This is a genomic window from Pseudomonas sp. KBN12P06040, from assembly GCF_037574965.1.
GTDB classification, from domain to species: domain Bacteria; phylum Pseudomonadota; class Gammaproteobacteria; order Pseudomonadales; family Pseudomonadaceae; genus Pseudomonas; species Pseudomonas aeruginosa.
Map to the genome: position 1 here is coordinate 5052185 of NZ_JBBELS010000001.1, position 13029 is coordinate 5065213.

General features: G+C 65.3%; 15 protein-coding genes. 4 read left to right on the forward strand and 11 right to left on the reverse strand.

The window, feature by feature from the left end:
* Window positions 1–71 precede the first annotated feature (71 nt).
* Window positions 72–1175: a lytic murein transglycosylase B gene (gene mltB / locus VQ067_RS23750; protein ID WP_033991145.1), complete on the forward strand. Its 1104-nt coding sequence runs from the start codon at window positions 72–74 to the stop codon at window positions 1173–1175.
* On the opposite strand, the gene VQ067_RS23755 is transcribed toward mltB, so the two are convergent.
* Window positions 1162–1920 carry a Nif3-like dinuclear metal center hexameric protein gene (locus VQ067_RS23755; RefSeq protein ID WP_033991144.1) on the reverse strand — a complete coding sequence of 253 codons (759 nt, stop codon included), beginning with the start codon at window positions 1918–1920 and terminating at the stop codon, window positions 1162–1164. The genes mltB and VQ067_RS23755 overlap by 14 nt on opposite strands.
* Window positions 1921–2036: 116 nt before the next feature.
* Here VQ067_RS23755 and algW point away from each other — a divergent pair, with 116 nt between their 5' ends.
* Window positions 2037–3206: a Do family serine endopeptidase AlgW gene (gene algW / locus VQ067_RS23760; RefSeq protein ID WP_003134756.1), complete on the forward strand. Its 1170-nt coding sequence runs from the start codon at window positions 2037–2039 to the stop codon at window positions 3204–3206.
* A 42-nt stretch (window positions 3207–3248) separates the two neighbouring features.
* Here algW and hisC read toward each other — a convergent pair whose 3' ends face one another.
* The 10 genes from hisC to VQ067_RS23810 all read right to left on the reverse strand — a co-directional run bounded on the left by hisC (window position 3249) and on the right by VQ067_RS23810 (window position 11094).
* On the reverse strand, window positions 3249–4304 hold the full coding sequence (hisC, locus tag VQ067_RS23765; protein WP_033991143.1) for a histidinol-phosphate transaminase: 1056 nt from the start codon (window positions 4302–4304) through the stop codon (window positions 3249–3251).
* A 2-nt stretch (window positions 4305–4306) separates the two neighbouring features.
* On the reverse strand, window positions 4307–5629 hold the full coding sequence (gene hisD / locus VQ067_RS23770) for a histidinol dehydrogenase (protein ID WP_003094326.1): 1323 nt from the start codon (window positions 5627–5629) through the stop codon (window positions 4307–4309).
* A 125-nt stretch (window positions 5630–5754) separates the two neighbouring features.
* Window positions 5755–6390: an ATP phosphoribosyltransferase gene (gene hisG / locus VQ067_RS23775; protein ID WP_003094331.1), complete on the reverse strand. Its 636-nt coding sequence runs from the start codon at window positions 6388–6390 to the stop codon at window positions 5755–5757.
* Window positions 6391–6407: 17 nt separating this feature from the next.
* Window positions 6408–7673 carry a UDP-N-acetylglucosamine 1-carboxyvinyltransferase gene (gene murA / locus VQ067_RS23780; RefSeq protein WP_003094332.1) on the reverse strand — a complete coding sequence of 422 codons (1266 nt, stop codon included), beginning with the start codon at window positions 7671–7673 and terminating at the stop codon, window positions 6408–6410.
* A gap of 20 nt (window positions 7674–7693) precedes the next feature.
* Window positions 7694–7933, reverse strand: a complete 240-nt coding sequence (locus VQ067_RS23785; RefSeq protein ID WP_003094334.1) for a BolA family protein — start codon at window positions 7931–7933, stop codon at window positions 7694–7696.
* A 116-nt stretch (window positions 7934–8049) separates the two neighbouring features.
* Entirely contained in the window at window positions 8050–8358 is a 309-nt protein-coding gene (locus tag VQ067_RS23790) for an STAS domain-containing protein (protein WP_003094335.1), read from the reverse strand.
* Entirely contained in the window at window positions 8355–9002 is a 648-nt protein-coding gene (locus VQ067_RS23795) for an MlaC/ttg2D family ABC transporter substrate-binding protein (RefSeq protein WP_003094337.1), read from the reverse strand. Before VQ067_RS23795 ends, VQ067_RS23790 begins: the two co-directional genes overlap by 4 nt.
* A gap of 11 nt (window positions 9003–9013) precedes the next feature.
* Complete coding sequence (gene mlaD / locus VQ067_RS23800; protein WP_003094339.1) at window positions 9014–9487, reverse strand: outer membrane lipid asymmetry maintenance protein MlaD; 474 nt, start codon at window positions 9485–9487, stop codon at window positions 9014–9016.
* The gene (gene mlaE / locus VQ067_RS23805) at window positions 9488–10285 is read right to left on the reverse strand and encodes a lipid asymmetry maintenance ABC transporter permease subunit MlaE (protein WP_003094341.1); all 798 of its coding nucleotides are present in this window, start codon (window positions 10283–10285) and stop codon (window positions 9488–9490) included.
* The gene (locus tag VQ067_RS23810; protein WP_003094343.1) at window positions 10285–11094 is read right to left on the reverse strand and encodes an ATP-binding cassette domain-containing protein; all 810 of its coding nucleotides are present in this window, start codon (window positions 11092–11094) and stop codon (window positions 10285–10287) included. Before VQ067_RS23810 ends, mlaE begins: the two co-directional genes overlap by 1 nt.
* Before the next feature lie 412 nt (window positions 11095–11506).
* Here VQ067_RS23810 and kdsD point away from each other — a divergent pair, with 412 nt between their 5' ends.
* Together kdsD and VQ067_RS23820 are read left to right on the forward strand one after the other, a co-directional pair.
* Window positions 11507–12487, forward strand: coding sequence for an arabinose-5-phosphate isomerase KdsD (gene kdsD / locus VQ067_RS23815; RefSeq protein ID WP_003094347.1), 981 nt, complete (start codon window positions 11507–11509; stop codon window positions 12485–12487).
* Window positions 12487–13026 (forward strand): KdsC family phosphatase, encoded by a 540-nt coding sequence (locus VQ067_RS23820; RefSeq protein WP_033991142.1) that lies wholly within the window; start codon window positions 12487–12489, stop codon window positions 13024–13026. Before kdsD ends, VQ067_RS23820 begins: the two co-directional genes overlap by 1 nt.
* Window positions 13027–13029 lie beyond the last annotated feature (3 nt).

The following is a 13029-nucleotide window of genomic DNA, read 5'->3' on the forward strand; positions in this document are numbered from 1 at the left end:
CGGCTCGACTTGTACGCCAGCGGCACTGCGCTAGCATAGCGGGCATCGTCATTCCGCCAAGAAGACCCCAGATGCGCCGTACCGCCCTCGCCCTGCCCCTGTTCCTCCTGGTCTCAGCATGCAGCAGCGAACCGACGCCACCACCGAAACCCGCCGCCAAACCCCAGGCCCGCACCGTCATTTCACCCCGCCCCGTACGCCAGTCGGTGCAACCGATACTGCCGCTGCGCGGCGATTACGCGAACAATCCGGCGGCACAGCGCTTCATCGACAGGATGGTCAGCCAGCACGGCTTCAACCGCCAGCAACTGCACGACCTGTTCGCCCAGACCCAGCGCCTGGACTGGGTGATCCGCCTGATGGACCGGCAAGCCCCCACCTATACCCCACCCAGCGGACCGAACGGCGCCTGGCTGCGCTACCGGAAGAAGTTCGTCACGCCAGGCAACGTACAGAACGGCGTGCTGTTCTGGGACCAATACGAAGCCGACCTGCAACGGGCGTCGCGCGTCTACGGCGTGCCGCCGGAGATCATCGTCGGCATCATCGGCGTGGAAACCCGCTGGGGGCGGGTGATGGGCAAGACGCGGATCATCGATGCGCTGTCCACCCTGTCCTTCTCCTACCCTCGCCGCGCGGAGTTCTTCAGCGGCGAACTGGAGCAATTCCTCCTCCAGGCTCGCAAGGAAGGTGCCGATCCGCTGGCCCTGCGCGGTTCCTATGCCGGCGCCATGGGCTACGGCCAGTTCATGCCGTCTTCATTCACCAAGTACGCAGTAGACTTCGACGGCGATGGGCATATCGACCTGTGGAATCCGCGTGACGCGATCGGCAGCGTCGCCAACTATTTCAAGCAGCACGGCTGGGTCAACGGCGATCGCGTGGCGGTTCCCGCCAGCGGCCGGGCGCCCTCGCTGGAGGATGGCTTCAAGACGCTGTACCCGCTGGACGTGCTCGCTTCCGCCGGACTACGCCCGCAGGGTCCGCTCGGCGGCCACCGGCAAGCCAGCCTGCTGCGCCTGGACATGGGCAGGAACTACCAGTACTGGTACGGCTTGCCGAACTTCTACGTGATCACCCGCTACAACCACAGCACCCACTACGCGATGGCTGTCTGGGAACTGGGCAAGGAGGTCGACCGGGTGCGTCACCGCTCCGTCGTCAGGCAGGATTAGGACAGTCGATGAACAGGTGCTCGATGGCGAAGCGCTTGCCCAGGTAGTCGCCCAGCGCCTGCACCCCGTAGCGCTCGGTGGCGTGGTGTCCGGCGGCGATGAAGCTGATGCCGTTCTCCCGCGCGCTGTGCACGGTCTGCTCGGAAACCTCGCCGGTCAGGTAGGCATCGACGCCGGCGGCGATCGCCTGGTCGATATAACCCTGGGCGCCGCCGGTGCACCAGGCGATGCGTCGGACCGGCTGGCCGGCGTCGACCAGCAGCGGCTCGCGCCCCAGCGCATCGCGCACATGCCGAGCGAAATCGGCAGGCTGCATCGGCTCGGCAAGCGAACCGAGGAGGACGATGGAACGCGGGTTGCCCGGCTCCAACGGCCCTTCCACTTCGAAGCCGAGCTGCCGGGCGAGCTGCACGTTGTTGCCCACCTCCGGATGCAGATCCAGCGGCAGGTGGTAAGCCAGCAGACTGATATCGTTGTTCAGCAGGGTCTTCAGGCGCCGTTGCTTCATGCCGACCACGCAGGGATTCTCACCCTTCCAGAAGTAGCCGTGATGCACCAGCACCACGTCGGCGTCGGCCTCCACGGCGGCATCCAGCAGCGCCTGGCTGGCAGTGACCCCGCTGACGATCCGCCGCACCTGCGGCCGGCCCTCGACCTGCAGGCCGTTCGGGCAGTAGTCCTGGATGCGCGCGGCATCCAGATAACGGTCGGCCTCTTCGACCAGGGTGCTCAGGGCGATAGCCATGCAAATTCCTCTTCATTCAGGCAGGGCGCGCCGCTCCTCTAATGGACGGCTTCCCCCTATAATGGGCGCCACCTTATCGGCCGCTTTTCGGCCTCGCAACCCCAAGGATTGTCCCGATGCCCAAGGCCCTGCGTTTCCTCGGCTGGCCCGTGCTGGTCGGCGTGCTGCTGGCCCTGCTGATCATCCAGCGCAACCCCGAGCTGGTCGGCCTGCCACGCCAGGAGGTGCACGTCGAGCAGGCGCCTCTGCTCAGCCGTCTGCAGGAAGGCCCGGTGTCCTATGCCAATGCGGTGAGCCGGGCGGCTCCGGCAGTGGCCAACCTGTACACCACCAAGATGGTCAGCAAGCCCTCCCACCCATTGTTCGACGACCCGATGTTCCGCCGCTTCTTCGGCGACAACCTGCCGCAACAGAAGCGCATGGAATCGAGCCTCGGCTCGGCGGTGATCATGAGCGCGGAAGGCTACCTGCTGACTAACAACCACGTGACCGCTGGCGCCGACCAGATCATCGTGGCCTTGCGCGACGGCCGCGAGACCATCGCCCAGTTGGTCGGCAGCGACCCGGAAACCGACCTGGCCGTGCTGAAGATCGACCTTAAGAACCTGCCGGCGATGACCCTCGGCCGCTCCGACGGCATTCGCACCGGCGACGTCTGCCTCGCCATCGGCAACCCGTTCGGCGTCGGCCAGACCGTGACCATGGGCATCATCAGCGCCACCGGACGCAACCAGCTCGGCCTGAACACCTACGAAGACTTCATCCAGACCGACGCGGCGATCAACCCCGGTAACTCCGGCGGCGCGCTGGTGGACGCTGCCGGCAACCTGATCGGCATCAACACGGCGATCTTCTCCAAGTCCGGCGGCTCCCAGGGTATCGGCTTCGCCATCCCGACCAAGCTGGCCCTGGAGGTCATGCAGTCGATCATCGAGCACGGCCAGGTGATCCGCGGCTGGCTCGGCGTCGAGGTCAAGGCGCTGACCCCGGAACTGGCGGAGTCCCTGGGCCTCGGCGAAACCGCCGGGATCGTCGTCGCCGGCGTCTATCGCGACGGTCCGGCGGCGCGCGGCGGCCTGCTGCCGGGCGACGTGATCCTGACCATCGACAAGCAGGAAGCCAGCGACGGCCGCCGCTCGATGAACCAGGTGGCGCGCACCCGTCCGGGACAGAAGATCAGCATCGTGGTGCTGCGCAACGGACAGAAGGTCAACCTGACCGCCGAGGTCGGCCTGCGTCCGCCGCCGGCACCGGCTCCACAGCAGAAACAGGACGGCGGCGAGTGATCCCCGCCATTGAAAACGGCGCCCTCGGGCGCCGTTTTCGTATCACTTGAGGAAGTGCAGGGCGTCCAGTAGCGCCTGGTTCTGCTCCGGACTGCCGATGGTGATACGCAGGAACTGGTCGATCCGCGCCTGCTTGAAATGGCGGACGATCACTCCCTGCTTGCGCAGGGTCGAGGCAATCTGCCCGGCATCGTGCCGCGGATGACGGGCGAAGACGAAGTTGGCGGCCGACGGTAGCACCTCGAAGCCCAGCGCCTGCAAAGAGGCGCTCAACGCCTCGCGGCTATCGATCACTGCCTGGCAGGTCCGACGGAAATAGGCGTCGTCCTCGAAAGCCGCCGCCGCGCCGGCGATCGCCAGGCGATCCAGCGGATAGGAATTGAAGCTGTTCTTGATCCGCTCCAGCGCCTCGACCAGATCGGCATGGCCGACCGCCAGGCCGACCCGCAGGCCGGCCAGGGAGCGCGACTTGGACAGCGTCTGGGTGACCAGCAGGTTCGGGTAGCGATCGATCAGGGCGATGGCGCTCTCGCCACCGAAGTCGACATAGGCCTCGTCGACCACCACCACCGAATCCGGCGACGCCTTCAGCATCGCTTCGATGGCGTCCAGCGGCAGCAGGCAGCCGGTCGGCGCGTTCGGATTGGGGAAGATGATCCCGCCGTTGGGCCGCGCGTAGTCTTCGACGCGGATGCGGAACCTTTCATCCAGCGCGATCTTCTCGTGCGCGATCCCGTACAGGCCGCAATAGACCGGGTAGAAGCTGTAGGTCACGTCCGGGAACAGCAGCGGCAGGTCGTGTTGGAACAGGCCATGGAAAATGTGCGCGAGCACCTCGTCGGAGCCGTTGCCGACGAACACCTGGTTGGCCTGTACGCCGTAGTGCGCGGCGACCGCCTGCTTCAACCGCTCGCCGTTGGGATCGGGATACAGGCGCAGGTCGTCGTTGAGTTCCGCCTGCATCGCGGCGAGCGCCTGTGGCGACGGACCGTAGGGATTCTCGTTGGTGTTCAGCTTGACCAGCCGCGACAGCTTCGGCTGCTCGCCCGGCACATAAGGCACCAGGTCCTTGACGAAGGGACTCCAGAATTTGCTCATGCTCAGGCCTCCTTCTCGTCGAGGATGCGGTATTCGGCGCTGCGCGCGTGGGCGGTCAACGACTCGCCGCGAGCCAGCACCGAAGCGGTGCGACCGAGGACCGAAGCGCCCTCGGCCGAGCAGTTGATGATCGACGAACGCTTCTGGAAGTCATATACCCCCAGCGGCGAAGAGAAACGCGCGGTACCGGAGGTCGGCAGCACGTGGTTCGGGCCGGCGCAGTAGTCGCCCAGGGCCTCGGCAGTGTAGCGGCCCATGAAGATCGCACCGGCATGGCGGATCTCCGGCAGCCAGCTTTCCGGATCGGCCACCGACAGTTCCAGGTGTTCCGGGGCGATGCGGTTGGCCACCGCGCAGGCCTGGGCCTGGTCGGCGACCTGGATCAGCGCGCCACGCCCCTCCAGGGAGGTGCGGATGATCTCGGCGCGCTCCATGGTCGGCAGCAGGCGGGCGATGCTGTCCGCGACGCGGTCCAGGAACGCCGCGTCCGGACTGACCAGGATCGACTGGGCGTCTTCGTCGTGTTCGGCCTGGGAGAACAGGTCCATGGCGATCCAGTCGGGATCGGTCTGGCCATCGCAGACCACGAGGATTTCCGAGGGACCGGCGATCATGTCGATGCCGACCTGGCCGAACACGTGACGCTTGGCGGTGGCCACGTAGATGTTGCCGGGGCCGACGATCTTGTCCACCCGCGGCACGCTTTCGGTGCCGTAGGCCAACGCGGCCACGGCCTGTGCCCCGCCGATGGTGAAGACACGGTCGACACCGGCGATGCAGGCGGCGGCGAGGACGATCTCGTTGATCTCGCCGCGCGGGGTCGGTACGACCATGACCACTTCGGACACCCCGGCGACCTTGGCCGGGATCGCGTTCATCAGCACCGAGGACGGGTAGGACGCCTTGCCGCCCGGCACATAGAGCCCGGCGCGGTCCAGCGGGGTGACCTGCTGGCCGAGCACCGTGCCGTCGGCCTCGGTGTAGCGCCAGGAACCCTGCTTCTGCTTCTCGTGGTAGCTGCGCACGCGCTCGGCGGCGACTTCCAGGGCTTCGCGCTGGGCTACGGTGATACGGGTGAGAGCCAGCTCCAGGCGCTCGCGCGGCAGGATCAGGTCGGCCATCGAGGCGGCCTGGAGACCGTCGAAGCGCTGGGTGAACTCGACCACGGCGGCGTCGCCACGGCTGCGTACGGCGGCGATGATGTCGAGGACGCGCTGGTTGACCGAATCGTCGGAGACACTTTCCCAGCTCAGCAGATGATCCAGATGACGCCCGAAGTCCGGATCAGCGGCATTGAGTCGACGGATAGCGAAGGGAGCGGTCATAGCGAGCCTCTTTTATGGATGGCGTTGTCTCGGGCGCCGCTAGACTACCAAGCCCACCGTGCGGGCACCCGAGAAAATTTGGCTATGACACGGATAGGCAGGTGCGGCGCGGAGCCGCACGGGTATCAGTGACGGTGTCGCGCCTCGACGGCGTCGCGCAGGGTATCGATCAGCGACTGGATGCGACCGTGCTGCATCTTCATCGAGGCCTTGTTGACCACCAGGCGCGAGCTGATCGTGGCGATCAGTTCCTGGGGCTCCAGGCCGTTGGCGCGCAGGGTATTGCCGGTATCCACGACGTCGATGATCTTGTCGGCGAGACCGACCAGGGGCGCCAGCTCCATCGAGCCGTACAGCTTGATCACGTCGACCTGGCGGCCCTGCTCGGCGTAGTAGCGCTTGGCGACATTGACGAACTTGGTGGCCACCCGCAGGCGTCCCTTGGGTTCAGGCGCGCCAATGGCGCCGGCGGTCATCAGCTTGCAGTTGGCGATACGCAGGTCCAGCGGTTCGTAGAGTCCCTGGCCGCCGTACTCCATCAGCACGTCCTTGCCGGCCACGCCGAGATCGGCGGCGCCATGCTCGACATAGGTCGGCACGTCGGTGGCGCGCACGATGAGCAGGCGCACATCGGGCAGGGACGTCGGGATGATCAGCTTGCGGCTCTTGTCCGGGTTCTCCGACGGCACGATGCCCGCCGCTGCGAGCAGCGGCAGGGTATCGTCGAGAATCCGGCCCTTGGACAAGGCGATGGTCAGCATTTGCGCGACAGCCTCCGCTAGCCCGGTACGCGGCGGATCTTGGCGCCGAGCAGCTGGAGTTTCTCTTCGATGCACTCGTAGCCACGGTCGATGTGGTAGATGCGATCGATCAGGGTGTCGCCCTCGGCCACCAGGCCGGCGATCACCAGGCTCGCGGATGCGCGCAGGTCGGTCGCCATGACCGGAGCGCCCTTGAGCTTGGGTACGCCGGTGACGATGGCGGTGTTGCCTTCGACGAGGATCTGCGCACCCATGCGGTTCATTTCGTAAACATGCATGAAGCGGTTCTCGAAGACCGTCTCGATGACCGCGCCGGTGCCTTCGGCAACCGCGTTCATGGAGATGAACTGGGCCTGCATGTCGGTGGGGAACGCCGGGTACGGCGCGGTACGCACGTTGACCGCCTTCGGCCGGTTGCCCTTCATGTCCAGCTCGATCCAGTTGCTGCCGGTGCTGATGTGAGCACCGGCCTCTTCCAGCTTCTGCAGGACCGCCTCGAGGATGGTCGGATCGGTATCCTTCAACTTCACCCGGCCGCCGGTCGCGGCCGCGGCCACCAGGTAGGTGCCGGTCTCGATACGGTCGGGCAGTACGTCGTAGCGAGCGCCGCCGAGGCGCTTCACACCTTCGATGACGATGGTATCGGAGCCAGCGCCCTGGACGTTGGCGCCCATGGCGTTCAGGCAGTTGGCCAGGTCGACCACCTCCGGCTCGCGAGCGGCGTTCTGCAGCACGGTGCGGCCGTTGGCCAGCGCGGCGGCCATCATCAGGTTCTCGGTGCCGGTCACGCTGACGGTATCGAAGAAGAAGTGACCGCCACGCAGGCCGCCGGCGGGCGCCTTGGCCTTGATGTAGCCGCCTTCGACCTCGATCTGCGCGCCCATGGCCTCGAGACCGCGGATATGCAGGTCGACCGGACGCGAACCGATCGCGCAACCGCCCGGCAGGGCCACTTCGGCCTCGCCGAAGCGCGCCAGCATCGGGCCCAGCACCAGGATCGAGGCACGCATGGTCTTCACCAGTTCGTACGGCGCGACCAGGGTCTTGATGCTGCTGGCGTCGACTTCGACGTTGAGCTTCTCGTCGATGATCGGCTGCACGCCCATGCGGCCGAACAGTTCGATCATGGTGGTAATGTCGTGCAGGTGCGGCAGGTTGCAGACGGTGACCGGAGTATCGGCCAGCAGGGTCGCGGCCAGGATCGGCAGCGCCGAGTTCTTCGCGCCGGAAATGCGGATTTCGCCATCGAGGCGGTTACCGCCGGTAATAATCAGTTTATCCATTGCAATGATCCCCCGTGGGCTCAGGAACGCTCGGCCCAGGCGGCGCGGCTGAAGAATTTCATGGTGACGGCATGGATGCTGCCATCGGCGATCCAGGCGTTCAAATGGGCGTAGACCTGCTGCTGACGCTTGACCGGGCTCTGGCCGGCCAGTTCGTCGCTGATCAGATTCAGTTGGAAATTGCACCCTTCGCCCTCGACTTCCACCTGGGTGCCGGGGAGTTTTTCCTGGAGAAGGCTCTTAACGTCTTCGGCCTGCATGCTCAACCTCAATCGGGCGCCCTACGCGCACGGTCGGCCATCATACAAAAAAGCCCTCCGCCTGCGAACCCCAGGAAGGGACGCGCAGACGGAGGGCCGCTCGTTCCACCGGCCGGTCATTCCTGCAGAGGCAGGATCTCCAGAAGGCTGCTGACCTTGGCAATCTCCCGCATGTCGTCCGGCAAGGCCCTGACGCTCAGGACCTTGCCGGCCTTGCGTGCGTCGCGCATGAAGGCCAGCAACAGGGAAATGCCCACGCTGCTGGAGCGCTCCACCGCCGAGCAGTCGACGACCAGTTCCGCCGCCTGGCTGGCGCGGATCAGCCGACCGCCCTGCTCGCGCAACGCCGGCCCGCTGCTGTAGTCGAGCACGCCGGCGAGCTGCAGTTCGCCGGCCGCGCCTTCGCGCAGGCTGGCCTGGCTCATTTCGCCCCGGCCTCTTCCGCTTTCGCGGTTTCCTTGGCCTTGGCGACCACCTCACCCCAGCCGGCGATGGTCTTCTCGAGGTCGTTGCGGTTCTTCTGCATGGTGTCGGCGAACTGGTCGCGGAACAGCTTGCCGATGTTGATGCCGTTGATGATCACGTTGCGGACCTTCCAGCCACCGGCCAGGTTGGTCATGGTGTAGGAGACCGGGTAAACCGTGCCCTTGCTGTCACGGATTTCCATGTTGACGCTGGCGCGATCGTCGCTCGGCTTGGCCGAGCTAGGCAGCACGCGGATGTCCTGGTTGTCGTATTCGAGCAGCGCGTTGCCGTAGAACTGCATCAGGCTGTTCTTGAACACTTCCTCGAAGCGCTTGATCTGCTCGGGTGAGGCCTGGCGCGAATACTTGACGGTCATCACGCTCTTGGCGATGCCCTCGGCATCGACCACCGGCCCGAGGATACGGTCGAGAGTGGCGTAGAGCTTTTGCGGATCGGCCTTGTAGGCGGCCTTGTTGGCCTTGATGTCGGAAAGCAGTTCGTCGACCGTGCCCTGCACCACCTGTTGCGGGGTCGGCGCCGCCATGGAAAGCAGCGGGAAAGCCGCCAGGAACACCAGCAGGCCGCGACGCAGAAGAGTCAGCATGGAAGAAAACCTCACTTTTTGGCTTCGTCTTTGTTAACCGAGTTCAGCAGGAACTTGCCGATCAGGTCTTCCAGCACCAGCGCCGACTGGGTGTCGTGGATGGTGCTGCCGTCCTTCAGAACGTCCTCGTCGCCGCCGACGCTGATGCCGATGTATTTCTCGCCCAGCAGGCCGGCGGTCAGGATCGACGCCGTGGAATCGACCGGCAGGTTGTTCACGTTCTGGTTGATCTCCATGGTCACGCGACCAGTGTAGCTGTCGCGATCCAGGTCGACCGCCGTCACCTTGCCGATCGTCACGCCGGCCAGGGTGACCTTGCCGCGCACGGTAACACCGGCGATGTTGTCGAAGTAGGCGTAGACCTTGTAGGTATCGCCGGCGTTGCCCACGCTCAGGCCGCTGACCCGCAGGGCCAGCAGCAACAGGGCCAGCAGGCCGGCCAGGAGGAACAGGCCGACACCGATTTCCAGGGTGCGGGTTTGCATTCAGAAATCTCCAAACATCAAAGCAGTCAGAATGAAGTCGAGCCCCAGCACCGCCAGGGAGGCATAGACCACGGTCCGAGTCGTCGCCCGGCTGATTCCTTCCGAGGTCGGCTCGCAGTCGTAGCCTTGGTAGACCGCGATCCAGGTCACCACGAAGGCGAATACGATACTTTTGATCACGCCGTTGAGCACATCCTCGGTGAACTGCACGCTGTTCTGCATGTTCGCCCAGAACGACCCCTCGTATACGCCCAGCCAGTCGACCGCGACCATCGCCCCGCCCCAGATGCCGACCACGCTGAAGATCGCGGCGAGCAGCGGCATGGAGATGAAACCGGCCCACAGGCGCGGCGCGACGATGTACTTGAGCGGGTCGACACCGATCATTTCCAGGCTGGAAAGCTGTTCGGTGGCCTTCATGTTGCCGATTTCCGCGGTAAGCGCAGAGCCGGCACGGCCGGCGAACAGCAGGCCGGTCACCACCGGCCCCAGTTCGCGCAGCAGGGTCAGGGCCACCATCTGCCCGACCGCCTGCTCGGAACCATAGGAAATCAGGATGTTGTAGCCCTGCAGGGCCAGCACCATGCCAATGAACAGGCCCGAGACGACGATGATCGCCAGCGACAGCACGCCTACCGAGTAGAGTTGCTTCACCAGCAGGTGCAAACCGGTGCCTGGCGTGCGTCGGCCGAGCAGGGCGTGGCCGAGGAACAGGGTCGAGCGGCCGAGCGCGGCGACCACGTCCAGGCCGGCGCGGCCGAACAGGCGGATACGTTCGAGGGGAGAGACTCTACGCATCAGCGCTCTCCCAGCAGGTCGGCCCGGTAGTCGCGGGCCGGATAATGGAACGGAACGGGACCATCCGGGATTCCCTTGACGAACTGGCGGATACGAGGATCGTCGGTTTCCTTGAGGACGTCCGGCGTCCCGTGGCCAAGTACCCGGCCGTCGCCGACGATATAGATGTAGTCGGCGATGCTGGCGGTCTCGGCCAGGTCATGGGAAACCACGATGCTGGTGATGCCGAGGGCATCGTTGAGCAGGCGGATCAGGCGCACCAGGACGCCCATGGCGATCGGATCCTGCCCCACGAACGGCTCGTCGTAGAGCAGGATCTGCGGGTCCAGGGCGATCGCCCGGGCCAGGGCGACGCGGCGCTTCATGCCGCCGGAAAGCTCGTCCGGCATCAGTTCCACGGCGCCGCGCAGGCCGACGGCCTGAAGCTTCATCAGGACGATGTCGCGGATCATCTCTTCCGGCAGCTGGGTATGCACGCGCAGCGGAAACGCGACGTTCTCGAAGACGTCGAGATCGGTGAACAGCGCCCCGCTCTGGAACAGCACGCCGAACTGCTTGCGCATGTCGAACAGGTCGCCGCGCGAAAGCTGCGGCAGGTTCTGCCCGTTGACCCAGACCTCCCCCTTCGAAGGACGCAACTGGGAGGCGATCAGCCGCAGCAACGTGGTCTTGCCGCAACCGGACGGGCCCATGATGCCGGTCACCTTTCCGCGCGGGATACGCACATCGATGTTGTCGAAAATCGCCCGCGATCCGCGCTTGAAGGTCAGGCCCTTCAACTCGACCGCGTAGGCACTATCGGTGCTCATCAGGACTCCTTGCGATGCGACCCGTCCATGCTGGACGCCTTGCCCGTTGCAAAGGCACGCATCCCGGAGGGGTCGAATGGGCGCGGACTATAGCACTGCGGCGGGTTCTGGCCCAAGGCCTGGCACCGTGCCGTTCAGCTTGGATTCAGCTTGTTCGGAGCGTTCTCTCAGCCCTTTAGGACATATCGCACACTTCAGGTTCACTACGGACAGAAAAAAATCGCGTCGACGTCGAATATATCGACATTTATGCAGTCATAGCGCGGAGTGCAGATAACGGCGGCGTAACAGAGCATTGCAGTCCATACAACATTGCGCCGCGGGGGATGCGGACCGACTTCACAGCATGGCTGGTGTAAGCGGGACACGCTTTCCCGTTATAATCCCGCCTTTAATCCAGGCGCCACATTCGTTGAACATGAGCCAGAACCTCGATTTCATCCATTCCGCCCAGCGCACCATCGGCCTCGAGCGCGACGCGGTAGACAGCCTGCTGGCGCGGATTGGCGACGATTTCGTCAAGGCCTGCGAACTGCTGCTGGCCGGCAAGGGCCGGGTCGTCGTCGTCGGCATGGGCAAGTCCGGTCACATCGGCAAGAAGATCGCCGCTACCCTGGCCAGCACCGGCACCCCCTCCTTCTTCGTGCATCCGGCCGAGGCCAGCCACGGCGACATGGGCATGATCACCAAGGACGACGTGGTCCTCGCCCTGTCCAACTCCGGCTCGACTGCCGAAATCGTCACCCTGTTGCCTCTGATCAAGCGCCTGGGCATCACCCTGATCAGCATGACCGGTAACCCCGAGTCGCCCCTGGCCAAGGCTGCGGAAGTGAACCTGGACGCCAGTGTCGGCCAGGAAGCCTGTCCACTGAACCTGGCCCCGACCTCCTCCACCACCGTAACCCTGGTCCTCGGCGACGCCCTGGCGATCGCCCTGCTCGAAGCTCGCGGCTTTACCGCGGAAGACTTCGCCTTCTCGCACCCGGGCGGTGCGCTGGGCCGCCGACTGCTGCTGAAGGTGGAAGACGTCATGCACGTCGGCGAAGGGCTGCCGCAGGTGCTGCTCGGCACCTCGCTGACCGGCGCACTGATGGAAATGACCCGCAAGGGCCTGGGCATGACCGTAGTGCTCGACGAACATGGCAAGCTTGCCGGCATTTTCACCGATGGCGACCTGCGTCGCGCCCTGGATCGGGGCATCGACGTCCGCCAGGTCACCATCGACCAGGTGATGACCGTCCACGGCAAGACCGTCCGCGCCGAAATTCTCGCCGCGGAAGCCCTGAAGATCATGGAAGACAACAAGATCGGCGCACTGGTGGTGGTCGACGCGGACGACCGTCCGGTCGGCGCCCTGAACATGCACGACCTGTTGCGCGCAGGAGTGATGTAATGAGCGATACCCATTCGGCCGCGGAACTCCCGGTCCGGGCCCGCCGGATACGCCTGGCGATCTTCGACGTCGACGGCGTGCTGACCGACGGCAAGCTGTATTTCCTCGTCGACGGCAGCGAGTTCAAGACCTTCAACACCCTGGACGGACATGGCATCAAGATGCTCATCGCCTCCGGCGTGCGCACCGCCATCATCACCGGCCGCGTCACTCCGGTGGTCGAACGGCGCGCGCGCAACCTGGGCATCCAGCACCTCTATCAGGGCCGGGAAGACAAGCTCGCCGTCCTCGACGAACTTCTCGGCGAACTCGGACTAGGCTATGAGCAAGTCGCCTACCTTGGCGACGACCTGCCCGATCTGCCGGTGATCCGCCGCGTCGGCCTGGGCATGGCGGTAGCCAGTGCCGACCCGTTCGTGCGCCAGCATGCCCATGGCGTCACCGCGGCCCGCGGCGGCGAAGGCGCCGCCCGCGAGTTCTGCGAACTGATCATGCGCGCCCAGGGTACGCTCGAAGCCGCCCAGGGCGCCTATCTGTAGAGC

What these genes read in the sequence shown, in the direction of transcription:
- mltB (WP_033991145.1), top strand. Translation starts at nt 72, where the DNA reads ATGCGCCGTACCGCCCTCGCCCTGCCCCTGTTCCTCCTGGTCTCAGCA.
- VQ067_RS23755 (WP_033991144.1), bottom strand. Translation starts at nt 1,920, where the DNA reads ATGGCTATCGCCCTGAGCACCCTGGTCGAAGAGGCCGACCGTTATCTG.
- algW (WP_003134756.1), top strand. Translation starts at nt 2,037, where the DNA reads ATGCCCAAGGCCCTGCGTTTCCTCGGCTGGCCCGTGCTGGTCGGCGTG.
- hisC (WP_033991143.1), bottom strand. Translation starts at nt 4,304, where the DNA reads ATGAGCAAATTCTGGAGTCCCTTCGTCAAGGACCTGGTGCCTTATGTG.
- hisD (WP_003094326.1), bottom strand. Translation starts at nt 5,629, where the DNA reads ATGACCGCTCCCTTCGCTATCCGTCGACTCAATGCCGCTGATCCGGAC.
- hisG (WP_003094331.1), bottom strand. Translation starts at nt 6,390, where the DNA reads ATGCTGACCATCGCCTTGTCCAAGGGCCGGATTCTCGACGATACCCTG.
- murA (WP_003094332.1), bottom strand. Translation starts at nt 7,673, where the DNA reads ATGGATAAACTGATTATTACCGGCGGTAACCGCCTCGATGGCGAAATC.
- VQ067_RS23785 (WP_003094334.1), bottom strand. Translation starts at nt 7,933, where the DNA reads ATGCAGGCCGAAGACGTTAAGAGCCTTCTCCAGGAAAAACTCCCCGGC.
- VQ067_RS23790 (WP_003094335.1), bottom strand. Translation starts at nt 8,358, where the DNA reads ATGAGCCAGGCCAGCCTGCGCGAAGGCGCGGCCGGCGAACTGCAGCTC.
- VQ067_RS23795 (WP_003094337.1), bottom strand. Translation starts at nt 9,002, where the DNA reads ATGCTGACTCTTCTGCGTCGCGGCCTGCTGGTGTTCCTGGCGGCTTTC.
- mlaD (WP_003094339.1), bottom strand. Translation starts at nt 9,487, where the DNA reads ATGCAAACCCGCACCCTGGAAATCGGTGTCGGCCTGTTCCTCCTGGCC.
- mlaE (WP_003094341.1), bottom strand. Translation starts at nt 10,285, where the DNA reads ATGCGTAGAGTCTCTCCCCTCGAACGTATCCGCCTGTTCGGCCGCGCC.
- VQ067_RS23810 (WP_003094343.1), bottom strand. Translation starts at nt 11,094, where the DNA reads ATGAGCACCGATAGTGCCTACGCGGTCGAGTTGAAGGGCCTGACCTTC.
- VQ067_RS23820 (WP_033991142.1), top strand. Translation starts at nt 12,487, where the DNA reads ATGAGCGATACCCATTCGGCCGCGGAACTCCCGGTCCGGGCCCGCCGG.